The 22,698-nt window shown below is 40.2% G+C and carries 26 protein-coding genes and 1 pseudogene; 16 read left to right on the top strand and 11 right to left on the bottom strand.

From position 1 onward, the window contains the following. Positions 1 to 2 precede the first annotated feature (2 nt). From B8983_RS12835 to B8983_RS12810, 6 genes and pseudogenes are all read left to right on the top strand, one after another. A complete protein-coding gene (locus tag B8983_RS12835; protein ID WP_084285712.1) occupies positions 3 to 863 on the top strand; it encodes an ABC transporter substrate-binding protein in 861 nt (286 codons plus the stop codon). A 7-nt stretch (positions 864 to 870) separates the two neighbouring features. After that, positions 871 to 1,062, top strand: a pseudogene (locus B8983_RS12830) (cation transporter dimerization domain-containing protein); the annotation flags it as partial. A 53-nt stretch (positions 1,063 to 1,115) separates the two neighbouring features. Beyond that, positions 1,116 to 1,460: an MAPEG family protein gene (locus B8983_RS12825; RefSeq protein ID WP_200806907.1), complete on the top strand. Its 345-nt coding sequence runs from the start codon at positions 1,116 to 1,118 to the stop codon at positions 1,458 to 1,460. Positions 1,461 to 1,679: 219 nt separating this feature from the next. After that, positions 1,680 to 2,522: an amidohydrolase family protein gene (locus B8983_RS12820; protein WP_084285708.1), complete on the top strand. Its 843-nt coding sequence runs from the start codon at positions 1,680 to 1,682 to the stop codon at positions 2,520 to 2,522. Between the two features lie 140 nt (positions 2,523 to 2,662). After that, positions 2,663 to 3,310: a DUF47 domain-containing protein gene (locus B8983_RS12815; protein ID WP_084285705.1), complete on the top strand. Its 648-nt coding sequence runs from the start codon at positions 2,663 to 2,665 to the stop codon at positions 3,308 to 3,310. Further along, positions 3,310 to 4,314, top strand: coding sequence for an inorganic phosphate transporter (locus B8983_RS12810; RefSeq protein WP_084285702.1), 1,005 nt, complete (start codon positions 3,310 to 3,312; stop codon positions 4,312 to 4,314). The genes B8983_RS12815 and B8983_RS12810 overlap by 1 nt, the downstream gene beginning before the upstream one ends. Here the strand turns inward: B8983_RS12810 and B8983_RS12805 are convergent. Then, positions 4,311 to 5,069, bottom strand: a complete 759-nt coding sequence (locus tag B8983_RS12805) for an alpha/beta family hydrolase (protein ID WP_084285699.1) — start codon at positions 5,067 to 5,069, stop codon at positions 4,311 to 4,313. The genes B8983_RS12810 and B8983_RS12805 overlap by 4 nt on opposite strands. Before the next feature lie 71 nt (positions 5,070 to 5,140). Next, on the bottom strand, positions 5,141 to 5,998 hold the full coding sequence (locus B8983_RS12800) for a formylglycine-generating enzyme family protein (RefSeq protein ID WP_084285697.1): 858 nt from the start codon (positions 5,996 to 5,998) through the stop codon (positions 5,141 to 5,143). 390 nt (positions 5,999 to 6,388) lie between these two features. On the opposite strand from B8983_RS12800, the gene B8983_RS12795 reads away from it, so the two are divergent. Next, positions 6,389 to 6,925 carry a TIGR00645 family protein gene (locus B8983_RS12795; protein WP_084285694.1) on the top strand — a complete coding sequence of 179 codons (537 nt, stop codon included), beginning with the start codon at positions 6,389 to 6,391 and terminating at the stop codon, positions 6,923 to 6,925. A 49-nt stretch (positions 6,926 to 6,974) separates the two neighbouring features. Here the strand turns inward: B8983_RS12795 and B8983_RS12790 are convergent, their stop codons facing one another. After that, complete coding sequence (locus tag B8983_RS12790) at positions 6,975 to 7,493, bottom strand: adenine phosphoribosyltransferase (RefSeq protein ID WP_084285691.1); 519 nt, start codon at positions 7,491 to 7,493, stop codon at positions 6,975 to 6,977. Positions 7,494 to 7,497: 4 nt separating this feature from the next. On the opposite strand from B8983_RS12790, the gene B8983_RS12785 reads away from it, so the two are divergent. From B8983_RS12785 to B8983_RS12770, 4 genes are read left to right on the top strand one after another with little or no spacing between them, the layout of a single operon-like run. Continuing rightward, the gene (locus tag B8983_RS12785) at positions 7,498 to 8,067 is read left to right on the top strand and encodes a phosphorylase family protein (RefSeq protein WP_084285688.1); all 570 of its coding nucleotides are present in this window, start codon (positions 7,498 to 7,500) and stop codon (positions 8,065 to 8,067) included. 56 nt (positions 8,068 to 8,123) lie between these two features. After that, positions 8,124 to 8,768, top strand: a complete 645-nt coding sequence (locus B8983_RS12780) for an LON peptidase substrate-binding domain-containing protein (RefSeq protein ID WP_084285684.1) — start codon at positions 8,124 to 8,126, stop codon at positions 8,766 to 8,768. 4 nt (positions 8,769 to 8,772) lie between these two features. Further along, positions 8,773 to 9,639, top strand: coding sequence for an oxygenase MpaB family protein (locus B8983_RS12775; protein WP_084285681.1), 867 nt, complete (start codon positions 8,773 to 8,775; stop codon positions 9,637 to 9,639). 8 nt (positions 9,640 to 9,647) lie between these two features. Next, positions 9,648 to 10,268, top strand: a complete 621-nt coding sequence (locus B8983_RS12770) for an alpha-ketoglutarate-dependent dioxygenase AlkB family protein (RefSeq protein WP_084285679.1) — start codon at positions 9,648 to 9,650, stop codon at positions 10,266 to 10,268. Between the two features lie 116 nt (positions 10,269 to 10,384). Here B8983_RS12770 and B8983_RS12765 read toward each other — a convergent pair whose 3' ends face one another. The 6 genes from B8983_RS12765 to arsH form a co-directional block, all read right to left on the bottom strand. Continuing rightward, the gene (locus B8983_RS12765; RefSeq protein ID WP_084285676.1) at positions 10,385 to 11,605 is read right to left on the bottom strand and encodes an ABC transporter substrate-binding protein; all 1,221 of its coding nucleotides are present in this window, start codon (positions 11,603 to 11,605) and stop codon (positions 10,385 to 10,387) included. Between the two features lie 38 nt (positions 11,606 to 11,643). Beyond that, positions 11,644 to 11,934, bottom strand: coding sequence for a DUF1330 domain-containing protein (locus B8983_RS12760; protein ID WP_084285675.1), 291 nt, complete (start codon positions 11,932 to 11,934; stop codon positions 11,644 to 11,646). 180 nt (positions 11,935 to 12,114) lie between these two features. Then, positions 12,115 to 14,295, bottom strand: coding sequence for a catalase/peroxidase HPI (katG, locus tag B8983_RS12755; RefSeq protein WP_084285672.1), 2,181 nt, complete (start codon positions 14,293 to 14,295; stop codon positions 12,115 to 12,117). Positions 14,296 to 14,358: 63 nt separating this feature from the next. Beyond that, the gene (locus B8983_RS13940; protein ID WP_143736185.1) at positions 14,359 to 14,505 is read right to left on the bottom strand and encodes a lmo0937 family membrane protein; all 147 of its coding nucleotides are present in this window, start codon (positions 14,503 to 14,505) and stop codon (positions 14,359 to 14,361) included. Between the two features lie 44 nt (positions 14,506 to 14,549). Further along, positions 14,550 to 15,269: a Crp/Fnr family transcriptional regulator gene (locus tag B8983_RS12750; RefSeq protein ID WP_084285670.1), complete on the bottom strand. Its 720-nt coding sequence runs from the start codon at positions 15,267 to 15,269 to the stop codon at positions 14,550 to 14,552. A gap of 201 nt (positions 15,270 to 15,470) precedes the next feature. Next, positions 15,471 to 16,172, bottom strand: a complete 702-nt coding sequence (arsH, locus tag B8983_RS12745; protein ID WP_084285767.1) for an arsenical resistance protein ArsH — start codon at positions 16,170 to 16,172, stop codon at positions 15,471 to 15,473. Here arsH and B8983_RS12740 point away from each other — a divergent pair. From B8983_RS12740 to B8983_RS12725, 4 genes are all read left to right on the top strand, one after another. Further along, positions 16,171 to 16,596, top strand: coding sequence for an ArsR/SmtB family transcription factor (locus B8983_RS12740; RefSeq protein ID WP_234987047.1), 426 nt, complete (start codon positions 16,171 to 16,173; stop codon positions 16,594 to 16,596). The genes arsH and B8983_RS12740 overlap by 2 nt on opposite strands. After that, entirely contained in the window at positions 16,593 to 17,072 is a 480-nt protein-coding gene (locus B8983_RS12735) for an arsenate reductase ArsC (protein ID WP_084285667.1), read from the top strand. The genes B8983_RS12740 and B8983_RS12735 overlap by 4 nt, the downstream gene beginning before the upstream one ends. Next, positions 17,069 to 17,707, top strand: coding sequence for an aquaporin (locus B8983_RS12730; RefSeq protein ID WP_084285665.1), 639 nt, complete (start codon positions 17,069 to 17,071; stop codon positions 17,705 to 17,707). The genes B8983_RS12735 and B8983_RS12730 overlap by 4 nt, the downstream gene beginning before the upstream one ends. Before the next feature lie 220 nt (positions 17,708 to 17,927). Continuing rightward, positions 17,928 to 19,043: a metallophosphoesterase family protein gene (locus B8983_RS12725; protein ID WP_084285663.1), complete on the top strand. Its 1,116-nt coding sequence runs from the start codon at positions 17,928 to 17,930 to the stop codon at positions 19,041 to 19,043. A gap of 82 nt (positions 19,044 to 19,125) precedes the next feature. Here the strand turns inward: B8983_RS12725 and B8983_RS12720 are convergent, their stop codons facing one another. Further along, positions 19,126 to 20,091 (bottom strand): alpha/beta hydrolase, encoded by a 966-nt coding sequence (locus B8983_RS12720; RefSeq protein ID WP_084285661.1) that lies wholly within the window; start codon positions 20,089 to 20,091, stop codon positions 19,126 to 19,128. A gap of 165 nt (positions 20,092 to 20,256) precedes the next feature. On the opposite strand from B8983_RS12720, the gene B8983_RS12715 reads away from it, so the two are divergent. After that, positions 20,257 to 21,528, top strand: a complete 1,272-nt coding sequence (locus B8983_RS12715) for an alpha-hydroxy acid oxidase (protein ID WP_084285659.1) — start codon at positions 20,257 to 20,259, stop codon at positions 21,526 to 21,528. 30 nt (positions 21,529 to 21,558) lie between these two features. On the opposite strand, the gene B8983_RS12710 is transcribed toward B8983_RS12715, so the two are convergent. Continuing rightward, positions 21,559 to 22,545 carry a tripartite tricarboxylate transporter substrate binding protein gene (locus tag B8983_RS12710; RefSeq protein WP_084285657.1) on the bottom strand — a complete coding sequence of 329 codons (987 nt, stop codon included), beginning with the start codon at positions 22,543 to 22,545 and terminating at the stop codon, positions 21,559 to 21,561. Positions 22,546 to 22,698 lie beyond the last annotated feature (153 nt).

Here is a 22,698-nt window from a genome sequence, read left to right as displayed (position 1 = left end):
TAATGTCAAAATTCATTCAGGTCATTTTTGGTATAACGTTTTGTTTGATTGGATTGCAAGGTATGGCTCAGTCTGAAATAAAGGTAGAAGCTGTATATGGGGCTGGCGCAAATGTTTATAAGCTAGCAACGGGGAGTCCAGGAGAGTTGGGACTACTGAAAGTATTAGGTGAAGAGTTTGGTAAAAAAGAAAATGCCCAGATGGAGTGGATTAAAGCTGGTAGCGGAGCATCTTTAAACTTGTTGAAGACGAAACAAGTGGACATGATCATGGTGCATGCACCAGAGGCAGTGAATAAAGCATTGGCAGAGGGATGGGCTACCGATAGAACCTTGATTGGCTCCAACGAGTTTTATATTGTTGGCCCCAAATTTGATCCCGCCAACATTAAAATGGCGACTAGTGGAGCGAATGCTTACGCTAAGATTGCCGGAGCCCAAGCGAATTTTATTTCTCGCGGCGACAAGAGTGGCACGCATGTTAAAGAAATGGATATATGGAAAAATGCAGGCATAACTCCTGTAGGTAATTGGTACATTGTGACCAATGACTTTATGACGGCTTCTTTGAAAAGAGCCAATGACGAGAATGCCTATTTCATGACGGATAGTAGTACTTGGGTGGCAGAAAAGAATGTTGCCCCTCAGTTAGAGATTTTGTATCGCGGTGATAAGTTTTTAGTAAATACCTATGACGCATTATGCGCTCCTCAGAGTTCTACGTCCGGGAGAGAAACAGCACTAAAATTTATTCGTTTTGTGGGTTCTGCCGCAGGACAAAAAATCATTCGCGATTACGGCAATGATAAGTATTCCGAGGCACTCTATAATGACGCGGCCTATGCCAAACAGTATGTCTATTAATCAAGTTACGGACGGCGTGATGGGCTTTCATGATTGGAGAACAAGGAAGATGGGGGATATGATTTTAGTGGATGTTCACATCGATGTGGATGCGAACGCTACGGTTCAAGTCGGACACGATATTGCCTTAAGTGCTAGAAATCGAATTATGAAAGAGTTACCTGTTTTGAATGTGATGACTCACATTGATCCTGTATAGAAATACTGGCGTGGTGATTTCTGATAAGCTAATATTTCTAATAGGAGTTTTAAATGTTATTCGTTACCTCAACCATTGCCGCTTTTTTAACAATAATCTTCATCCAACTCTCATTTGCTGTTATTAACTTGAGGCGTAAGAATAAAGTTGGTTTAGGCAGTGGTGGTCATGAAGAGTTAGAGAGAGCTATTCGTGCTCAAGGAAATTTTGCTGAGTATGTTCCAATTGGGGTCATTTTGATTGCATGCCTCGAATTAAATGGCGCACCTTGGTGGCTAGTACTTATTCCAGGTGTCACACTCATCATTGGTCGTCTAATCCACGCGAAAGGGATTAATACGCCGCCACCAGATTTTAGTAAGCGGGTTCTGGGGATGAAATTTACTTTTTTACGCTGATAGGGTTAGTAGTTATTAATTTGAGTTGGTCGTTGTATAAATTGGTTGGATAAGAAAATAAGAGTTCTAAATTGTTTGCTCTAACAGTCGCTGTGTGGCTTAGCAAAATGATCTTTTCATCATCATCTGAGACATTCAGGTCACATTAAATTACCATTGGTAGATAGATTCTTTTATCAACGAGAAATACATCCTAAAACTCACTTAATTTTCAAACATATGATTAAAAATATTGATCGTCGTAAATTACTACTTGGCGCGGGAGCCTTTACTGGACTTTCGTTAGTTGGTTGTAGCACCGGTCCGCGATTACCTGATATCTTTGATGCGCATTGTCATATCATTGATAAACGTTATCCCATCGTACCTAATCAGGGGTATGTTCCACCCTCTTTTACATTAGAGGAATACCGGCAACAAACAATCCCTCTTGGGATCACGTCTGGAGCCATCGTATCCGGCTCATTCCATGGGTATGATCAGACCTATTTAAGAGCAACACTTCCGCAACTTGGACCCCGTTGGGTTGGGATAACTCAAGTTCCACCCGATGTGCCAGATGAAGAAATTGTTAACCTATCTTCAATTGGTGTAAGAGGACTTCGCTTCAATGTATTTCGTGGTCGGATTGATACCATTGATGATATTGTTTCATTAGCAAATCGGGCTCACGCTGTTGGGAAATGGCATGCAGAAATTTATGCAGATTCTGTGGCCTTAAAGCCACATGTGGCAAAACTTTCAAAACTTCCACAAATTGTTATCGATCATATGGGGATGAATGAGGAAGGACTACCTGTCATTCTTGATTTAGTGGATGCAGGTGCCAAAATTAAACTTACTGGATTTGGTCGAGTGAATATGAATGTTTCGAAGGCAATTGAACGAATTGCTGAGCGTAATTCAACAGCACTAATGTTTGGCACAGATTTGCCATCAACCCGTGCGAAGCGCCCTTTTCAAGCTTCCGATATTGAGCTCATTCAACAAATTTTAGGCCCTACGGAATCTAGAAAAAGCCTTTGGCACAATGCTGTAAGTCTTTATAAGCCAAAACTGTAAGTTATTTGATTCCCAGTGAGTGCAATGGGTGAGGATTGATAAACATCAAAAATAACGAAATATTTTTAAATTAATTCCATGAAACTGTTACGGCTTCGTTACAATTGTATGACAATACTTATATAGGCCTAGACAAATTTATGTTTTTTAGCAAATTTTTACCTAAAAATGATGTGTTTTTTGACCTGTTCAATCAGCATGCTGGATTTGTATTAAAAACCGCACAGGGCTTAAAAGATTTAGTAGATAACTATAGTGATATTAACTCACGAAATCAAAATATTGCGACTATAGATGACTCTGAACATGCTGCAGATCGTGTGACAAAAGAAGTAAATCGTCTGGTTCATAAGACCTTTATTACCCCGATTGACAGAGAACAGATTCATGAGTTGATTAACAAAATGGACGACATCGCCGACGCTATTCAAGATACGGCAGAGGTGCTAATTTTGTATAACGTGAATCAAGTGAATATCGACATACTGAGATTATCAGACCTCTCCTTAAAGGCCTGCGAAAGAGTCAAATATGCAGTTTCATTGTTGCCAGATACTGGTAAAGCAAATACGGCAATAGCCATACTCAAAACTTGCGAAGAAATTGATATTTTAGAGTCAGACTCTGACCGGATTATGCGTTCGGCGATGAGTAGTCTTTTCTTAGATTGCCAAGATGTTAAAGAGTTAATCAAGCTAAAGGTGATTTACGAATTATTAGAAACAATTACTGATATGTGCGAGGATGTTGCAAATATTATTGAAAGCATCGTTTTGGAAAATTCATAATGGTACAAGAATCTTTATTGGTTATTGGCCTATTAATCTTTCTGGCATTAGCTTTCGACTTCATGAATGGTTTTCATGATGCAGCCAACTCCATTGCAACAATCGTATCTACAGGCGTTCTAAGGCCTAACCAAGCAGTTGCATTTGCAGCATTTTTTAATTTATCAGCATTATTTATATTCCCTTTAACTGTCGCAGCGACTATCGGCAAGGGTATCATTACTCCTAGTATTGTGGACATGCATGTTATCTTCGGCGCTCTAGTGGGAGCTATATCGTGGAATTTTATTACTTGGTTATATGGTATTCCATCAAGTTCTTCACATGCATTAATTGGCGGCTTAATTGGCGCTGCGTTGCCTAAAGCGGGATTAAGTGCTTTAGTCTGGACTGGGATTTTAAAGACGATTGCTTTTATATTTCTCTCACCCTTATTAGGCTTTATCTTAGGCTCCATCATTATGGTGGTGATAGCCCATATTTTCAAAAATAAGTCGGTTGCGATGACTGATAAATTATTTCGCAATTTGCAGTTAATTTCATCAGGAGCCTATAGCATCGGTCATGGGGGTAACGATTCACAAAAGACAATTGGCATTATTTGGTTAATTCTTATTTCTGGAGGTTACTTAAGTGCATCCAGTAACTCGCCAGGATATTTAGTCATTTTGTCTTGTTATTTTGCCATTGCTTGTGGGACTTTCTTTGGTGGCTGGCGCATTGTTCGAACAATGGGTGGTCGCTTAACTAAGTTAAAACCGGTTGGTGGCTTTTGTGCTGAAACAGGTGGGGCTATTACTTTATTTTTGGCGTCCAGTTTTGGTATTCCTGTATCAACCACTCATACGATTACCGGAGCAATCATTGGTGTTGGATCGACTCAACATATAAGCGGAGTTCGTTGGGGCTTAGCGCAAAATATTATTTGGGCCTGGGTGATAACGATCCCAGCTACGGCTTTCATTGCTTGCTTGAGCTATTATTTTAGTAAATTATTATTTTAATCAGTTAAGAATTTTGCTAGGCGCCGAGTGACCTTTAACCAATCTACAGTTGATAGGTTTTCATATTCATGATTTGACTCCACGAATTCAAATTCAATATTCGGCGACATTTCGTATTCGTGGAGAACCTCTGAACCACCGTACTCATCATGATTCCCTTGAATAATGAGAAAGGGTTTTTTAAACTTTTTTAAATGCTCTGTTCGATAATCTTCGTGCTGATTGTTTGGGTGTTTAAATGGATAGCCAAAACAAATTATTTTTTTAAGATTTATCTCACCGGCAAGACTAGACGCAATGATGCCCCCAGCAGAGTGAGATAGGATGAAGAGGGCCCTATGATTACCAAAGAATTGAATAGCCTCACGCAGATATAGAGTTTGATCATTATTGCTGAGCCACTCAAAAAAATAATCCCATTTTGTTGGGTGCCTAATTAAGATCAATCCTTTAATTAGGTGAAGTAGATATTCTTGGTTGAATAAGTCGAGTGTCCCAAATACTTGATGTATCCAATTTAGTACTTTAGTACTTTTTTCTGTTAAAAACCTACCAATTGATTCGAATCTACTTACAGGCCAAACCAGTAAAAATCCATCCGATACTAGGCCACCTAGAAGCCTTTCGAGTGGAGCTGAGTATTTTTGAGAGTTACTTCTACCAATAAATATAATTACTTTCTTTGCACTGAGTGAGCCAAGATAAACTGCGCTGATACCATCAATTTCGATGCATTTGACTTGAGAGTTTTCCATTTGGCAAGTATAGGGCAAATAGCAATATGCACTTACAGGAAAAACAAATATGCTGAATTAAAACTTATCTATTAAGATTTGGCGCAACGAAACCCAATATTGTGATGACCAGCTTTGGGATTTCTCGAAAGATACCTACCTCTATGAGTACTAGTAATTTCTTGAGCATTGGAATCATGGCCACCCCCGCGAGTAACTCGGATTGGACCGGTTTGTTGATCTTCCCGGCCATCATCTTCTTGATAGGGGTATGCACGATACATACTCGAAACCCACTCCCATTGATTACCTGCCATATCTAAAATGCCATAGGGGCTAGCGCCATCAGGATAAGCATCAACGGGAGCTGAGGCGTTAAATGGAGCATCGTAACGCGCAAATTTAATTTGTGGGTCTGCGTTGCCCCAAGGATATTTTCTACCATCAAGACCTCTAGCGGCTTTCTCCCATTCTGATTCTGTGGGGAGCCGTTTATTTAACCAATGACAATAGTCTTTTCCACCAATCCAACTCACTTCATTCACGGGATGGTTTTCATAGCCAATGTCTGGAAGCCATACGGAACTTACCAAATGAATTCTGGCATCAGCATCACGGTCATCGTAGTAAGTTTCCCCTTGAATATTTTTCAAGGGATGAGTATTCAGAAACGTTGCAAAATCAGCATTCGTAACCGGTAGAATATCGAGCCAAAAAGCCTTCACAAAAACGGGGTGTTCTGGCTTTTCATCCTCGGCTCCAGTAGTGGAACCCATGATAAAAGTACCCGCAGGAACAAATGCCATTGTCTTTGAGAGGTGAGTTGGGGAATGTTTTATTTGTGCGTTAACAATATGCGAAAGAGTTAAATAGACGAAAAAAATAGCAACGGTTTGATAAATCTTAATGTTGAGCTTGGATAAAAAATACTTTATTCTGATCACCTTCATACATTTATTAATTGAAAATCATTCCCATGTTTTGAAATATCTAATCGTTAATAATAAAAACGTAAACAGATTACATGTCGAAGCCTAACCCTCATTATATTGATACAGCTTGGCGCATCTAACAAGAAAAGGATTAATTGATCCTATCATAAACAAGGGTAAATATTTATCTTACTTTGTTTTTTAAGAGCAAAAAAATTTTGTTATCCAAATTACAAGTACCTGACTATCAAAAGTATTACGAGTAATCTGTTCATCTGCTTCAAATATTTTTCGTAGTTATTCTGAAAAAATCCCATCAGATAAATTAAGGTAATATAAAAACTAGATTTGTGGATACTTCGGATTCTTATAGAAGTTAAAAAGACTGATTTTAAATAAAGGTTAAATATGCCAAATGACATCACGGAGTTTGAGAAAAAGTTAAGACCTTTGCCAAAGTGGATTTTTATGACGCGTTGGCTACAGGCGCCACTTTACATTGGCCTAGTGGTAACACAAGCTGTTTATGTATGGCAGTTTTGGGTTGAACTGGTTCATTTGATTTCTCTTATATCGTTAAAAACACCTTCTGAAACTGAAATAATGTTGATTGTTTTGGGATTAATAGATGTGGTGATGATTTCAAACTTACTCGTGATGGTAATTGTGGGAGGATGGGAGACCTTTGTGTCACGGCTTGAGTTAGAAAATCACCCTGATCAACCGGAGTGGTTATCTCATGTAAATGCCGGCGTATTAAAAGTTAAACTAGCAACCGCAATCATTGGCATATCCTCAATCCATTTATTAAAGACGTTTATTAATGCGACAAGCTATGATGAAAAAACACTGATGTGGCAGACATTAATTCATATTACCTTTGTATTTTCTGCATTAGCGATTGCGTATACCGAAAAGATCACAGCCTCCTCTAAACGCCATTGAGAGTGGTTATCTTACAAAAATAATTTCAATTGAAATGTGTAGTCACAATCTAAATTTTAATTAAAGCGTTTGATGGAATGTTTTCATTAAGTAGTCTTTCCCTGCCCATGAGTTCAAAAATCTCTAATAAAACTAAAGAGCCAACCACCTTTGCGCCTGATTTTTTGACAAGGTTTGCTGCTGCAATTAAGGTCCCACCAGTGGCTAATACATCGTCAATGAGTAATATCTTGGATTGCTTGGGCAGGATGTCTTGTTGAATTTCTAAGGAGTCTTTCCCGTACTCTAAACCATAGTTCTCAGAAAAAACTTGTTTCGGTAATTTGTTGGGCTTTCGAGCTAATACCAGTCCTTTTTTAGATTTTTGAGCTAGTGCAGTTGCAAAAATAAAGCCACGAGACTCTATTCCCAAAATATAATCAAAGTCATGATGAGTGGACAACTCATGGAGTTGATCAATAGCATAGGAAAATGCTGTTTGATTGGCTAGTAGAGGTGAAATATCTTTAAACATAATTCCTGGCTTTGGGAAATCAGGAATTGTTGGCAAATAATCTAATAAATTCATAAATATGAAAAACTCTTTAGTAGTAATAGTGGCACTGGAAGATGAGTTCGATAGCAAACTCCTATCTTCTCATATCCCAGTTATCTATTCAGGGATTGGTAAGGTTAATGCCGCCATCGCTACCTACAAAGCAATCTTAGAATTTAACCCGCGTTTAATCATTAATTATGGAACGGTTGGAAAAATTACGAAAGATTTATCTGGACTCATTACCATTGGGTCAGTCATCCAAAGAGACATGATTGCTGAACCACTGTCACCTAGAGGCACAGTGCCTTTTTCGAAAAAGCCCAATACCCACTCTTCGTTATTAGAAGGGCATCTTTGTGGAACAGGTGATAGTTTCGTGACCGAACAGGATCATTGGTTGATACAGAATGGAATTGATGTGGTCGATATGGAACTATTTGCGATCGCATCTGTGGCCCATGAGCATCAAGTTAACTGGATATCTTATAAATTCATCTCTGATGATGCCAATGAGGCCTCTGGTCAGGAATGGTCAAAACAAGTTAACCAAGGCCAACAGCTTTTTTTGGAAAAACTACGGCACCATATGCATCAACTGGGTTAAAAAACTCAATTGATGGCGAGTCAGCAAAAATCATTCAAATCCATTACATTGTAGGGATGGCTAATTTCAACGACCCTTTAAGAAAAATTCCCTTATTCCCACTAGAAACAGTGTTGTTTCCTGACGGGATAATAGCGCTCAAGATTTTTGAAACTCGCTACCTTGATATGATCAAGCAATGTATGCGTGAAAATACTGAATTTGGGGTGGTAAGTATTATTAAGGGGCAGGAAACTAACAACGAAGGTCTATCGACGACCTTTTCTCAAATTGGCACATTGGCACAAATTAAAGATTTTGACCCAATTCAACCTGCTCTATTTATTACTAAATCCTTAGGTACAAAGCGTTTTAAATTATTGCAAAGTCAGCAGGAGTCAAATGGACTTTGGGTTGGCGAAGTGGAACTACTGGATAGCGATCCACTTATGCCAATTCCTGAGGAGCATTTAAAAATGTCAAAGTTATTGGATGAAATTATTAGTGTTTTAAAAAGCGAGGACCTTCTCAGTGAATCTTCAATTAAAGAGCCCTTTAGGATTGATGATTGTGGTTGGGTGTCTAATCGTTTTGCAGAGTTATTGCCAATTTCTCTCGCACAAAAAACACATCTTCTGGCACAAACGAATCCACGCATCAGACTCGACTTAATTACTGAAATTATTGAAGATGATGACTTAAAAAATCTTATCGTGCATTAACCGAATGCTTGATGAAATAATTCGTAAAACAATTAGAGAAATGGTGGGTGGTAGTGGTCCCCCAATCGCATTTTTAACTCCCGTAGGTGATCGAGGTTTACTGGGCCCCGAGTCAGTTGCTTGGCAGATTCATGCGGACTTTATCTCGATGATGATTGGTGGAATTAGCTCATTAATCATGCAAGCATTACATCCTCAGGCTTTGGCCGGAGTTTGGGATCACTCTAATTTTCGCGAAGATCTGAAAGGACGCCTTGGTAGAACGGCCTATTTTATTGCTGCGACAACCTACGGTTCCACTGAAATGGCGAATAATATCATTGATAAAGTGAATCGTATTCATACGAAAATTACTGGCTTTGATGAATTTGGGAAGCCTTATTCGGCGAATGATCCACATTTATTAGCTTGGGTACATTTGACGGAGACGCGTAGCTTCATGCGTGCTTTTGAGGGATATCGTCACGAAAAAATCAGCGTTCAGGAGAAAGACCAATATTTTTTGGAAATGAAATCTTTAGGTGAAAGAATGGGGGCAAGCGATTTACCCACAACCTATGCCGCTACTGAAAATGCCATCAGTAGCTACATTCCAGAACTTTACTTTGGAGAGCGTGCCAAAAGTATTATCGATTTACTAGAAAACTTTCCCAGTAATTTAGCTGCTAAACCTTTTATTAAACTCATTAGCCACGCAGGTTTTTTGAATCTGCCAAATTGGGTCTATCCGTTGATTGATAAGCCAATACCAAATCAATTAGAACGTTTTGTAGTAAAGAAGAGTATTGACTTCATGGCACTTCCTATACGAGAAGCACTGAAAGACGGAGTGGCCGCTCACTCTCGACGTAGAGTTTATGGCGATAGTTAGTTGAAAAGATGCAATTTAAACTCGAGTCCACGGAAACTTTCACCACATGCCTTGATACGGATGGTCGAGTCGAGTATATGCCAAGCATCTTTGACGACGCAACATCCAATCGACTGTTTGAAGCCTGCCTGAATACGTTAGATTGGCAACCAGATCAACTTTATATGTTTGGTAAAAAGATTACTACCCAAAGAAAAGTTGCATGGGTTGGTGACCAAGATTGTTCTTATACCTATTCGGGAGTAAAAAAGTATCCGCAACCATGGACTGCAGATCTTCTCTGGATCAAAAATAAAATGGAGGCACTCGTCCAATACAAGTTTAATTCTTGCTTACTGAATCTTTATCATAATGGCAGTGAGGGTATGGGATGGCATAGCGATGACGAATTGGAATTAGATAGAAATGCCCCGATTGTTTCGCTTAGCTTAGGCGCAGTTCGTAAGTTTGCTTTCAAGCATAAACTTCATAAAACCACTCACGCTATGTTTTTAGAAAATGGCAGTGTATTGGTAATGTATCCACCTACCCAAGAATTTTGGCACCATAGCCTTTTAAAAACAAAGCAATTAGTGAGCTCAAGAATTAATTTAACTTTTAGGTGTATACAACTTGAGAATGTAGATTGACCAACTTTGCATCCTTTACATTGGAAACTATATCAAATGTCAAATCATGGATAAGAAAAAGACTTAGGGAAGTTTTCCCTCAAGTCTTTTTCAATATTGCTAAGTGAGCCGTACGATTATTTTTTAAGTAAAGGACATTTACTTTCGGCTAAAGATCCAAATGCCTGGTTACCCGGAATAGTTTGTTTAAGCGTGTACAAATCCCATGGGCTTTTACTTTGTTCCGGAGTTTTAACTTGAAACAAATACATGTCATGAACCATTAAGCCGTCTTCCCGTAACACACCATTCTTTGAATAAAAATCATTGATAGGCGTTGATTTCATTTTAGCCATTACAGGGCCAGCTTCGGAAGTTCCTGCTGCCTTAACTGCTTTCAAATAATGCATTAAACCAGAATATGTACCCGCTTGAATCATGGATGGCATACGTTTATGACGCTCAAAGAATCTTTGTGACCAAGCCCTAGTTTCAGGATTCATGTCCCAATAAAATGCTTCGGTTAATTGAATACCTTGAGCAGTTTCTACTCCCAGCCCATAGACATCTGTTACATACGTAGTTAAACCTACAATTTGTTGCTTTTTGTTTTTTAACAACCCAAATTCTTTTGCACCTTTAATCGAGTTGACAGCATCGGTTCCCGCATTCGCTAGACCAATGACCTTAGCGCCAGAAGCTTGAGCTTGTAATAAAAAGGAACTAAAGTCAGATGCATTCAATGGGTGTTTGATTGATCCCAATACTTTTCCGCCACCCGCTTTAATGACATCCGTTGTGTCTTTTTCGAGCGAATGTCCAAATGCATAATCTGCGGTAATAAAATACCAACTATCACCACCTTGATCAAACACAGCCTGACCTGTGCCATGAGCCAAAGCGTAGGTGTTATAAACCCAATGTGCCGTTCGATCATTACAGTCTTCATTGGTAATACGACTAGAACCTGAGCCTGTATTAATGACAATTTTATTTTTTTGTTTAGCAATACCCATTACCGCTAAGCCGACATTGCTGGCCGCCAAGTCTAATATGACATCCACTTTTTTAACGTCATACCACTCTCTAGCAATCGAAGATCCAATGTCCGTTTTATTTTGATGATCTGCCGAGATCAGTTCAATGGGAACTCCTAATACTGAACCACCAAAATCTTCAATAGCCATTTTTGCGGCTACCACGCTACCGAGCCCTCCCATGCCTGAATAAACACCTGACTGATCATTTAAGACACCAACCCGAATCGCACCACTTGGCACCTTAACTTCTTGGGAAACGAGCGTACTTGAAAACGATACAAAAAGAGTAGCTAAAACAAATGGCACAAATTTTTTCATGGAAAAAGCCTCTAGTTTTTTAGGAAGTTTAGATAGATTTAAACTGCTTCGATGATTCGAATATCTCTAACGGCAGTATTACCAAGCGCTTTTAATGCGGCCTGATAACCATCACTGTTATAAGCAATTAAGGCTTTTTCTAAACTTTCGAACTCGATTAAAACGACTCTTTCTTGTATCCCAGCCTCGATGATATGTACTGGATTACCCCTTGCAACAAATACTCCACCATGCGCTGTCATTGCAGCAGAAGCTAATTTGGCATACGCCGCTAAAGCATCTAAATCTGAAATTGATTTGTATACGCTAACCCAATACACTTTTGACATCTGAAAACTCCCTCAATAATTCAAATTGAAAAAGTCACAATCAAACTAGTTTCGATGAACGATAGCTGATGACTTTTATATCTTTTGAATACTTACATTGTTCTACCGGAATGAACACTGTGGGAAACCCTAATCATTGCCTTGCCCACGCATGGAAGGGTGTCATGTGTATTGAAGTGTCTAAGTACTTCCTTTGAGGCTATCGATTACATCGAAACGGTCTGCATTCATTACCTTAGCCCAAGTCGCAACAAAGTCTTCTATAAACTTTACTTGATGATCGTCTTGCGCATAGACTTCAGCATAGGAGCGAAGGATGGAGTTGGAGCCAAATACTAAATCAACGCGAGTAGCTATCCATTTGGTATTGCCTGAATGACGATCTACGATGCTATAACTATTTCTTCCGGTAGCTTGCCATGAGTAATTCATATCCGTCAGATTGACAAAAAAATCGTTACAAAGGACACCGATTTTATCGGTAAATACACCGTGCTTTGTATTGTCATAGTTAGTTCCTAGTACCCTCATGCCACCAATAAGTACGGTCATTTCTTGAGCTGTGAGACCCATTAACTGAGCGCGATCTAATAGTAGCTCTTCTGGGGTGACTGCATAGTCCTCCTTTAACCAATTTCTAAAACCATCAGCAACCGGCTCTAACACTGCGAAAGACTCTATGTCCGTCATATCGACTGTGGCATCACCACGACCTGCAGTAAAGGGTACTTTGATATCAACACCACCAGCCTTTGCTGCTTGTTCAATGGCATAGTTTCCAGCTAGAACGATAGTATCTGCAATGCTAATGCCATATTCGGCGGATATCTTCTTGTAAACCTGAAGGACCCTAGCTAGTCTAGGTGGCTCATTGCCAAGCCAATTGAGTTGAGGAGCTAAGCAAATTCTTGCACCATTCGCGCCACCACGTTTATCCGAGCCACGATAGGTTCGAGCGCTATCCCAAGCCGTTGTCACCAGATCACTCATGCTAAGACCACTCTCTTTAAGCGCGGTAATGATCTGATCTATTTTGAAATTTGTTGAACCCGTTGGTATAGGATCTTGCCAAATTAAATTCTCTTTGGGGACGTCTGGACCAAAATATCTGGCCTTAGGACCCATATCCCGATGGGTTAGTTTGTACCAAGCTCTTCCAAAGGTTTCAGAAAAATAGGCTTGATCTTTGCTAAAGCGTTCTGCAATCTTGCGATATTCTGGATCCATTTTCATGGCTATATCTGCATCTGTCATCATGGGCATATGACGAATAGACGAGTCCTCTGAATCCACAGGTTTATCTTCTTCTTTAATATGGATAGGTTCATATTGCCATGCCCCTGCTGGACTTTTGGTAAGCCTCCACTCATGGTTTAATAACATCCTAAAATATCCGTTATCCCATTTCGTTGGCTCGGTTGTCCAAGCCCCCTCAAGCCCGCTAGTCACTGTGTTGTTGCCAATGCCTCGTTCTTGGTGGTTCATCCAGCCTAGCCCTTGCTCATCTAGAGTAGCCCCTTCCGGTGGCGGTCCAAGGTGAGTTACATGACCGTTGCCGTGTGCTTTACCAACCGTGTGTCCACCCGCGGTAAGTGCAACCGTTTCTTCATCATTCATCGCCATGCGAGCAAAAGTTACACGGATGTCTTGAGCCGTTTTTAACGGGTCTGGATTGCCATCTACACCTTCAGGATTGACGTAGATTAAACCCATCATGACAGCGGCTAATGGATTGACTAAGTCACGTTCTCCTGAATAACGGCTTCCCTTGCCATTGCTTTTTTGTAGCCACTCTTTCTCAGAACCCCAATAAATATCTTTTTCAGGATGCCAAATGTCTTCGCGACCAAATGAAAAACCATACGTTTTAAGTCCCATCGATTCATAGGCCATGGTGCCTGCAAAAACCATCAGGTCAGCCCAGCTAATACTATTCCCGTATTTTTTTTTAATTGGCCATAAAAATCGACGAGCCTTGTCTAAATTGGTATTGTCTGGCCACGAGTTTAAGGGTGCAAATCGTTGATTACCCGTCCCCGCACCGCCACGACCATCCGCAATGCGATATGTCCCAGCAGAATGCCAGGCCATGCGTATCATGAGACCACCATAATGTCCCCAGTCTGCGGGCCACCAATCTTGACTGGTAGTGAAGAGTGCTAGCATGTCATCTTTTAATGCTTGAACATCAAGTTTTTTTAACTCATTTCGATAGTTAAAAGATGCACCCATGGGATTTGTCTTCTGATCGTGTTGATGCAAAATATCTAAGTTAAGCGACTTTGGCCACCAAGCAATTGGGTTCTCACTTATCTCAGTATTGGCCCCGTGAGCAATGGGGCACATTTTTTGCGTTGTCATATGAATATTTTTTCCAATAATAAGTAGAGGGTATCTTGATGCACCGAAGTTATTGATGAATAACTAAAGTTTTCCACCTTGAATTACCCTAATTAAAAACATGACAATTGCGACGACTAAAAGAAGATGAATGAACCCTCCTAGGGTATAGGAGGTAATTACACCAGCTAACCAAAGAATCAGAACTAAAATCGCGATTGTTTCTAACATGTGGAAGTCCGGTTGGGTTAATAAGCAGTACTCAAGTCTTTTACTTAGATGGCCATTCTCTCGGGAAGCAGCCGTTGATATTCAGTCTTAACCACCTTGTAACATTCACAAGATCTTTTTTCTAAGCCGATCCTATCTAAAATCGTGACCTGTCCGCGTGCGTACTTGATAAAACCAGCGCTTTGGATTTTTAATGCCGCTTCAGTAACACCTTCCCTACGCACGCCGAGCAATCTCGCAATTAACTCTTGGGTCATGAGCAGTTGATTACTTGGTAACCGATCTAAATTGACTAACAATAACCGGCAAAGTTGTTGTTCTAATAAGTGGTGACGATTGCAAACAGCAGTCTGAGTGATTTGTGTAATTAAAGCTTGCGTAAAACGTAAAAACAAATGCATGAGAGGTGTAGAGTAATTAAATTCCTCCAATAAGATATGTGACTTGATTCGATATCCTAGACCTGCACTTTTGACAATGCATGAGCTACTACTTGTTCCGCCACCCATAAAAATTGATATGCCAATGAGCCCTTCGTTACCAATCGCGGCAACTTCGGCAGAGGTGCCATTTTCTAAGGCATGAAGTACGGAAACGATTGCGGTAGAGGGAAAATAAGCGTGGCTTAATTTCATGCCGGGTTCCGACATAACCATACCGAGAGGCATTTCAACAGCTTCGATATGGGGTAGGAGTCTTTCCCACTCTGAAGTGGGAATTGAGTGAAACAAATGATTCTGATCTTTTAATGGCGTTTTTAACATTTGATGCTCCAGTTTTATACAGCCAGTTGAGAGTTCAATATAACCTAAGCAATCATCAAAGTATGTACGCGAGCGAACATAAAATACTTAAGTAAAAGAAAACCATCTAGCTGAATCAAAATCGTACGATCATGGGTAAGACTTCATGGTCAGATTACCCTTAGTTAAAAACATTTCAATTGATATTCATCAAAATAATTATTATTGATTCACTCTTTTCGATAGTTCTTCAGCACTTTCTTTGCGCTCACTATAACGATCAGTTAAATGATGAGAAACTGAGCGGGTTAATACAGTGAATTTCACCAACTCCTCCATGACATCAACCACCCGATCATAGTTAGCAGAAGGTTTCATCCGATTATGCTCATCAAACTCTAAAAATGCCTTTGGTACAGAGGATTGATTCGGGATCGTAATCATTCTCATCCATCGACCTAAGATTCTCATTTGATTTACCGCATTAAAAGATTGGGAACCACCACTTACTTGTAAAAGAGCTAAGGTTTTTCCTTGAGTAGGTCTTACGGCGCCAACACTTAATGGAATCCAATCGATTTGCGACTTCATTAGTCCAGTCATGGCACCGTGACGTTCTGGGCTACTCCACACCATTCCCTCAGCCCACTGCACGAGTTCTCGTAATTCAACGACTTTGGGATGTGTTTCTGGGACTTCATCTACTTGAGGTAGTCCCGCGGGATTAAAAAATCGTGTTTCACAACCCATGGCAATTAATAATCGCTGCGCCTCCTCAGCCAGCAATCGGCTGAAGGAACGCTCTCTCAGCGACCCATATAAAAGCAATATCCTTGGCGGATGATTCAACAAAGTAATGGTTTGTAGATCAGCCGTTGAAGGTTTTTTAAAAATTGAAAAGTCAATATTGGGTAAGTCTGCCATGGTTACGTTTAAAAATATGGTTGAAATGAAAGGGATAACACCATTAGAAACCAAATTTAATGAATTTGTAACATATTTCCATATAATTGGAAATATGAACAATAAAGATGCTATTGCTGCTTTCCTTGCCTTGGGTAATGAATCCCGCCTGAATGTATTTCGCCTGATTGTTCAACGTGGAGACGTAGGAATCACCCCAAGCGAACTGATTGAAAAACTGGGTATTCCAAACGCTACACTGAGCTATCAATTAAAAGAATTAGTCACAGCCAATCTTTTGGTGGTGGAACGTCAAAGTCGCCATCTTATTTATCGTCCCAATGCCGCACTAGTGGAAAATCTGACCGAATTTTTGTTAGATAACTGCTGTAATGGCAAGCCTTGTAGTCCTAATCAAACGCTGATGAAAGCCATTTCAACATGAAACAATATAACGTTCTTTTTTTATGTACGCACAACTCAGCTCGTTCAGTTTTAGGCGAGGCACTAGCTTCTACCCATCAAAGTGGTAAATTTATTGGCTTTTCAGCAGGTTCAACTCCTGGAACTTCAGTGAATCCTTTCGCAACTGAATTAACCCTAGAAATGGGGTACGATCAGAACAAGCTTCGGAGCAAAAGTTGGGATGAGTACGCATTACATGATGCTCCGAAGATGGATTTCATTATCACGGTTTGTGATAATGCCGCTGGTGAGGTCTGTCCTTACTGGCCGGGTAAACCAGCTACTGCACACTGGGGGTTTCCTGACCCATCTCAAGTACAAGGGTCAGATGAAGTGAAAAGACGTGCTTTTAGAGACGTGATGATTGGCTTAAAGAAAAGGATTGATCTTTTGGCCGAGTTGCCATTAGATTCCTTGGACTCAGTCAGCCTTAAAGAAATACATAAAACGTTATGAGGTCTTACATCGCTGAGTTTATAGGAACGGCTCTTCTACTTGCAATTGTTGCCGGTTCAGGCATTATGGGCGATACCTTAGGTGTCGGTAATGCGGCAGTCGCTTTACTTGGCAACAGTATTGCAACAGGTGCCGGTTTATATGTCTTGATTACCCTGTTAGGGCCTATCTCAGGAGCGCACTTTAATCCAGTAGTCAGTTTGATGTTTTATAAATTAGGGGACCTGAATTTAAAGCAATTAGTCGGCTATTTGATTTGTCAATTTAGCGGAGCAATTACTGGTATCTTGTTGACCCATGTCATGTTTAACTTGCCACTTTTACAAGAGTCGACAAAGGTCAGAACTGGTCTGGGTATTTGGGTGAGTGAAATTGTGTCGACCCTCGTTTTACTCTCAGTCATTCGGATTGGCGTTAAGGGGGCTAAAGATCGGGTGCCAATGTTGGTGGCACTGACTGTTACAGCAGGATATTGGTTTACATCGTCTACCTTCTTTAGTAATCCTGCAGTAACAGTGGCTAGAAGTTTTACAAATACTTTTGTCGGAATTGCGCCACAGGATGTACTAGGCTTTTTACTGGCAGAGCTGTTTGCGACCATCATGATGGTGATGGTCTTTTGTCGCCAGAAATAATTGCTCTCATCAATTCAAAAAGGTACTGAGATGTTTTCCTAAATAATCTCAGTACCTTTGACGTTTCTATTCAACAGTCATCACATCTTAACAAAAACATCATGTTCAGATGCTAGGATTTTAACTTCCAACAGATTGTGTATAACGGAAATTTTGTTAACAAAACTAAAACGAAGTAGGTTTAACAAAACGAACGTATATTTAAAGGCGTATTAAAAAAATGAGGAAACTTCTAGTTGTTTTACTTGGCATTATCATTTCACAAACAAGCTTGGCTCAGACAGAAACGAAACATGCAAAAGTAAAAACTTTATTCCACTTTGTAACGGTTGGCGATAGTAGAGAAGAACCCGCATTGGTAAAACTATCTGCCCAAGAGCAGTTATGGATCCAAAACACGAAAGTCTTGACCCGCATGGTCAGAGAAATACAAGCGGCAAAACCACAAGCCTTATTTTTTAATGGCGACATGATTTATGGGTACTCAACTGATCCCAAAATTATGAATACACAATACGCTTATTGGCGAGGCGCAACCTCACACCTGATGGAAACTGGCACTTATATTGTGCCAGTGCCAGGTAACCATGAAGTACAAATTAAAGCAAAAGATGATAATGGCAAACCAATTAAAAAGGCCGTTGTCGAAAGTGAGATTCTTTGGCGAGAAAATATGGGAGATTTAATTGTTAATCCTGTTCGCTGGGAGGAAATCACTAAAACTAAAATTTCAGCATGGGATATCAAAAACACTCCTGCAATTGGTTCGGATGGAATTACTACGGACCAATCTCAACTCAGCTATTCTTTTGATGTTGATCAATCCCACTTTGCAATTATTAATACGGATCCAACAGGCTTCGATGATTCTGCACCAGTAAATTGGTTGGCCGAAGATTTTGCGCGAGCGAAAAGTCGAGGTGCAAAAAACTTCTTTGTGTTCTCCCACAAAATGGCATTTACCTACAATACAGAAAAACAGAAATCTTTGAATAAGATAAAAGCGGGTGGTTTTGATATCCGGAAAGAGGTGAGAGATACCTTTTGGGATATTATCGAAAAATATCAAGCAATATCATTTACTGGGCATCAGCATACTTATCATGCAAGCCAACCTAGAAAAGCAGAAGGTGGTCACGCATGGCAAGTTATTGTCGGAAGTGGTGGATCTAATTATGCTATTTCAAAAGAGATGATGGATAAGCCAAGTGACCGAATGTACTCATGGGCGGATGTCAAGGTGAAGAGCAATGGTAAAACTGAAATTAAGATTTTTGGTTTTGATGACCAGTGGAAGAAGACCCAATTGATTGAATCTTGGACTGTAACTAACTAAAATTTTTATAACATTTACACAGTTAAACCAATCCAAGATGGTAGCAAAACAGCTACCAAATCGGCGTTAGTTGTTGAATGAGTTAAGCCAACTTCATTTGCTTTAAAACTAATTTTCCTAAAATTCCATAAGGATTTGCTAAAGTTTCCGGCAATTCAAAATGGTTATAGTTTTGTCCGACAATTAATTCAACATTTTTACCAAGCTCTTTTACCGCTTTAACAAAGTCACGACTTTGACGTTGAAACTCAGGGGTTTCAAGACTGCCGTAGGCAACAATAATTGGAGTATTTAAAAATTCAAGATGACGTTGTGCGCTGAGTGCATCTTCAACGCTGTCAGTGAATTTGACGTAAGAACTTCTAGCCGACAAACGCACAGGTTTGAGATCATACATGCCACTACATAACAGACCACCTTTAATGATATTCATCGGCAAACCATAGTCTTTTTGCCAATTCGTGGTGAGTACCACACCTGCCAAATGAGCGCCAGAAGAATGGCTAGAGATAAAAATTTTATCTGGGTCGCCATTAAAACTTGCTGCATTTTTGTAAACCCAAGCAACCGCTCTTCTGACTTGTTCTATCATTGGCATTAAGTCGCCACCGGATTGAATCACATTAATAAAATCAGGGACTACATAATGCGCACCGGCATTTACAAAAATCTCAGCATTGTAAGCAAAGTCTTTCGCTAAGCCAGATCGCCAAGCGCCACCATGAATAAAAATATTAATAGGAGCCTTTGGCTGATTGCTCTGATAAATATCAAGCGCTTCTATAGCGGTGGGACCGTATGCATAATTTTTAGGATTACCTAGACGACCCCGCGTCAGTTCGCTATTACTAGCATAACGTTTTAATACTTGTTGAATATTAGGTGCATAAACACTTTGATCGTATGCAGAATCTAACTCAGTTTGATCCATATTAAGCCAAACCAGCGGGCCCTTTTCTTTCGGTCGATTGGGTGTCATTTCTTGTGCCATTGCGGATGAAATAAGTCCTCCTCCTATGCTTAAAAGCAGTTTACGTTTTGAATTCATGCCATCCTCTCTATGATGTAAAGCGAGCGCTACTATTAGTTCACTGAAACTTTTGAGCTATATATTTGGTTGATTGTAGAACAGTTAAAGGTTAATACTGATATGAACTGCACAAAGTAAATGCAATACTATTCGAAATTAACAAAATAATTAAAAAGGAGATATATGAGTCATCAAGATAATTTAAATGATCAACGCCGTCAATTCCTTAATTGGCTTGCTGCAAGTCCCTTATTTGCGCTAGGTCTTGGCCAGGATGTTACTGCTCAAGAAACTAAGGAGCTAGTAAGAAACTTTACGAAGCGACCAGACCCCATGATTTGGACACCAACAACCCCTCTAGATTTAATTGCAAGTCCTAAAGATGCGATTAATGTTTTTGATTTTGAAGCAGTCGCATTTACTAAAGTACCCCCAGCCCATTTTGGTTACATGGCTGCAGGCATTGATGATGAAATCACATTAAGAGCAAATAGAAGCGCTTTTCTAAAGTACCAATTGCGACCACGTCGCATGCGTGATGTAAGTCAAATAGATATGTCGGTTAATTTGTTTGGTACGAAATGGAAAACTCCGATCATTATTGCTCCAACAGGTGGTAATAAAGCCTATGATCCAGAGGGTGAAATTGCTGTTGCCCGTGCAGCTCGTGCTGGAGGCTTTTTAAATGTACTCTCTAATGCTGGGGCATCTACGATTGAAGATGTGATCGCCGCTAGACAAGGAGAGGTTTGGTTTCAGCTCTATGCAACTTCAAGTGTTGAGGTGGCGAAACAAGTGATTCGTCGAGTAGAGCGAGCAGGCGCTCCTGTGTTGGAAATTACAGTGGACCGCAATGGTGGTAGAAATCAAGAAACATTTTTTAGACTCAAAAAATTAGATCCAAGAAATTGTGCCGGTTGTCACGTTCACGGGATTGGTAGTCCTCAAGAGCGCCCCAATTACGATGGTATCGATATGTCAAAAGTTAAAAGCATGCAATCTTCCAATATGACTTGGGACTTTATCAAACAGGTTCGTGACACGACGAAAATGAAAATCATTTTAAAAGGTATTGTGACGGAAGAGGATGCCGCATTATGCTTGAAGTATGGCGTCGATGGTATCCATGTATCGAATCATGGCGGTCGCAGTGAAGATGGTGGTCGTGGTTCTATCGAGTGTTTACCAGAGGTTGCTAAAGTCGCTCGAGGCAAAGTGCCGATCTTGTTTGATAGTGGTGTAAGACGGGGTTCGGATGTTTTTAAAGCACTGGCATTAGGGGCTACGGCCGTTTGTGTTGGACGACCCTATTTGTGGGGCTTAGGCGCCTTTGGTCAACCTGGCGTAGAAAAAGTGATGGATATTTTACAAACAGAATTACGTGGGGTGATGCAACAAATGGGCGCCCCAAGCATTGCTGATATTCACCCATCCATGGTCATCAAGGAATCTTGATCAAGATTAGACTGCGCCTGAAAACGCAGCCTAATCTACCTTACCAATTTTTAGCATCGTAGATTTGATTCGTTCCGCATCTTTCGATAAAAACTCAGCAAAAGCTGGTGCGTCACGATAGTCGGTAGTCGCACCGAGTTTTTGCATGTTTTGAATAAAGCCATTATCTTGCGTCACTGCTTTATTCAAATCATTACGGATGGTTTGTACAATCTCGGGAGGTGTTTTGATGGGAGCAAAAAGACCAATCCATAAATAAAATTCAGCATCTTTAAAGCCTAGTTCAATCGCAGTAGGGACGTCAGGAAGCGCGGCTAGTCTTTTGTTGCCAGTAACTACTAGTGCCCTTAGAGCGCCAGATTTAATTTGATTAACAACCGCTGCCGGTGAGCTAGCTGTCGTTGAAATATGACCACCTAATACAGCAAGAATCGCAGGACCGCCGCCAGCAAATGGAATATGTCGTAACTTGACATTGGCTGCATTGGCCAACATTTCAATCGGGATGTGTGAAGCACTATAAGCACCAGAAGACCCATAAGTGATTTCGCCTGGTTTAGCTTTGGCTTCCGCCAGAAAATCTTTATACGTTTTCCAAGGAGCATCTGCTTTTACAACCAATACAATTGGATCTGCGACTAGTAGGGCTAAAGGAGCGAAATTGTTCATATCAAACGTAGGTGGTCGACTAAACATACGGTCAGCCTCCGGCACAATGATCATTGATGGATTTGTTGCGAGTAGCGTATATCCATCGGCGGCGGAGTTCGCGACAAATGCGGTACCAATCGCACCTCCTGCTCCAGGCTTTGTAAATACCACTGCTGGTTGTTGCCAAACATTGAATAATGCTTGTGAAATTAAGCGAGAGGGCTGGTCTGCCGCACCTCCAGGTGGGAATGGAACAATCAGATTAACGGGTTTATTGGGAAAACTGTTTTGCGCTAAACTCAACAAACTAAAAAAACATAAACAGCAAAATATGGTTTTTTTTAAAAATAGGTATGGCTTTTCCATCGTGAATTATCTCCAATAATTTTTCGTTATATGATTAGATTACCATTAAATCAATTGGTGGATTCAAGTACGAAGTGCAACACGTTTTAAGGACTGCATAAATACTTCGTTGGGTGTTTTAAATCCTAATCTTTTTCTTGGTCGGTTATTTAA

It is taken from the genome of Polynucleobacter kasalickyi (assembly GCF_900176405.1).
Lineage (GTDB): Bacteria > Pseudomonadota > Gammaproteobacteria > Burkholderiales > Burkholderiaceae > Polynucleobacter > Polynucleobacter kasalickyi.
Note: the sequence above shows the minus strand (reverse complement) of the source record. Positions and strands in the feature narration are given on the sequence as shown.

What these genes read in the sequence shown, in the direction of transcription:
- B8983_RS12835 (WP_084285712.1), top strand. Translation starts at nt 3, where the DNA reads ATGTCAAAATTCATTCAGGTCATTTTTGGTATAACGTTTTGTTTGATT.
- B8983_RS12825 (WP_200806907.1), top strand. Translation starts at nt 1,116, where the DNA reads ATGTTATTCGTTACCTCAACCATTGCCGCTTTTTTAACAATAATCTTC.
- B8983_RS12820 (WP_084285708.1), top strand. Translation starts at nt 1,680, where the DNA reads ATGATTAAAAATATTGATCGTCGTAAATTACTACTTGGCGCGGGAGCC.
- B8983_RS12815 (WP_084285705.1), top strand. Translation starts at nt 2,663, where the DNA reads ATGTTTTTTAGCAAATTTTTACCTAAAAATGATGTGTTTTTTGACCTG.
- B8983_RS12810 (WP_084285702.1), top strand. Translation starts at nt 3,310, where the DNA reads ATGGTACAAGAATCTTTATTGGTTATTGGCCTATTAATCTTTCTGGCA.
- B8983_RS12805 (WP_084285699.1), bottom strand. Translation starts at nt 5,069, where the DNA reads ATGGAAAACTCTCAAGTCAAATGCATCGAAATTGATGGTATCAGCGCA.
- B8983_RS12800 (WP_084285697.1), bottom strand. Translation starts at nt 5,998, where the DNA reads ATGAAGGTGATCAGAATAAAGTATTTTTTATCCAAGCTCAACATTAAG.
- B8983_RS12795 (WP_084285694.1), top strand. Translation starts at nt 6,389, where the DNA reads ATGCCAAATGACATCACGGAGTTTGAGAAAAAGTTAAGACCTTTGCCA.
- B8983_RS12790 (WP_084285691.1), bottom strand. Translation starts at nt 7,493, where the DNA reads ATGAATTTATTAGATTATTTGCCAACAATTCCTGATTTCCCAAAGCCA.
- B8983_RS12785 (WP_084285688.1), top strand. Translation starts at nt 7,498, where the DNA reads ATGAAAAACTCTTTAGTAGTAATAGTGGCACTGGAAGATGAGTTCGAT.
- B8983_RS12780 (WP_084285684.1), top strand. Translation starts at nt 8,124, where the DNA reads ATGGCTAATTTCAACGACCCTTTAAGAAAAATTCCCTTATTCCCACTA.
- B8983_RS12775 (WP_084285681.1), top strand. Translation starts at nt 8,773, where the DNA reads ATGCTTGATGAAATAATTCGTAAAACAATTAGAGAAATGGTGGGTGGT.
- B8983_RS12770 (WP_084285679.1), top strand. Translation starts at nt 9,648, where the DNA reads ATGCAATTTAAACTCGAGTCCACGGAAACTTTCACCACATGCCTTGAT.
- B8983_RS12765 (WP_084285676.1), bottom strand. Translation starts at nt 11,605, where the DNA reads ATGAAAAAATTTGTGCCATTTGTTTTAGCTACTCTTTTTGTATCGTTT.
- B8983_RS12760 (WP_084285675.1), bottom strand. Translation starts at nt 11,934, where the DNA reads ATGTCAAAAGTGTATTGGGTTAGCGTATACAAATCAATTTCAGATTTA.
- katG (WP_084285672.1), bottom strand. Translation starts at nt 14,295, where the DNA reads ATGACAACGCAAAAAATGTGCCCCATTGCTCACGGGGCCAATACTGAG.
- B8983_RS13940 (WP_143736185.1), bottom strand. Translation starts at nt 14,505, where the DNA reads ATGTTAGAAACAATCGCGATTTTAGTTCTGATTCTTTGGTTAGCTGGT.
- B8983_RS12750 (WP_084285670.1), bottom strand. Translation starts at nt 15,269, where the DNA reads ATGTTAAAAACGCCATTAAAAGATCAGAATCATTTGTTTCACTCAATT.
- B8983_RS12740 (WP_234987047.1), top strand. Translation starts at nt 16,171, where the DNA reads ATGGTTACGTTTAAAAATATGGTTGAAATGAAAGGGATAACACCATTA.
- arsH (WP_084285767.1), bottom strand. Translation starts at nt 16,172, where the DNA reads ATGGCAGACTTACCCAATATTGACTTTTCAATTTTTAAAAAACCTTCA.
- B8983_RS12735 (WP_084285667.1), top strand. Translation starts at nt 16,593, where the DNA reads ATGAAACAATATAACGTTCTTTTTTTATGTACGCACAACTCAGCTCGT.
- B8983_RS12730 (WP_084285665.1), top strand. Translation starts at nt 17,069, where the DNA reads ATGAGGTCTTACATCGCTGAGTTTATAGGAACGGCTCTTCTACTTGCA.
- B8983_RS12725 (WP_084285663.1), top strand. Translation starts at nt 17,928, where the DNA reads ATGAGGAAACTTCTAGTTGTTTTACTTGGCATTATCATTTCACAAACA.
- B8983_RS12720 (WP_084285661.1), bottom strand. Translation starts at nt 20,091, where the DNA reads ATGAATTCAAAACGTAAACTGCTTTTAAGCATAGGAGGAGGACTTATT.
- B8983_RS12715 (WP_084285659.1), top strand. Translation starts at nt 20,257, where the DNA reads ATGAGTCATCAAGATAATTTAAATGATCAACGCCGTCAATTCCTTAAT.
- B8983_RS12710 (WP_084285657.1), bottom strand. Translation starts at nt 22,545, where the DNA reads ATGGAAAAGCCATACCTATTTTTAAAAAAAACCATATTTTGCTGTTTA.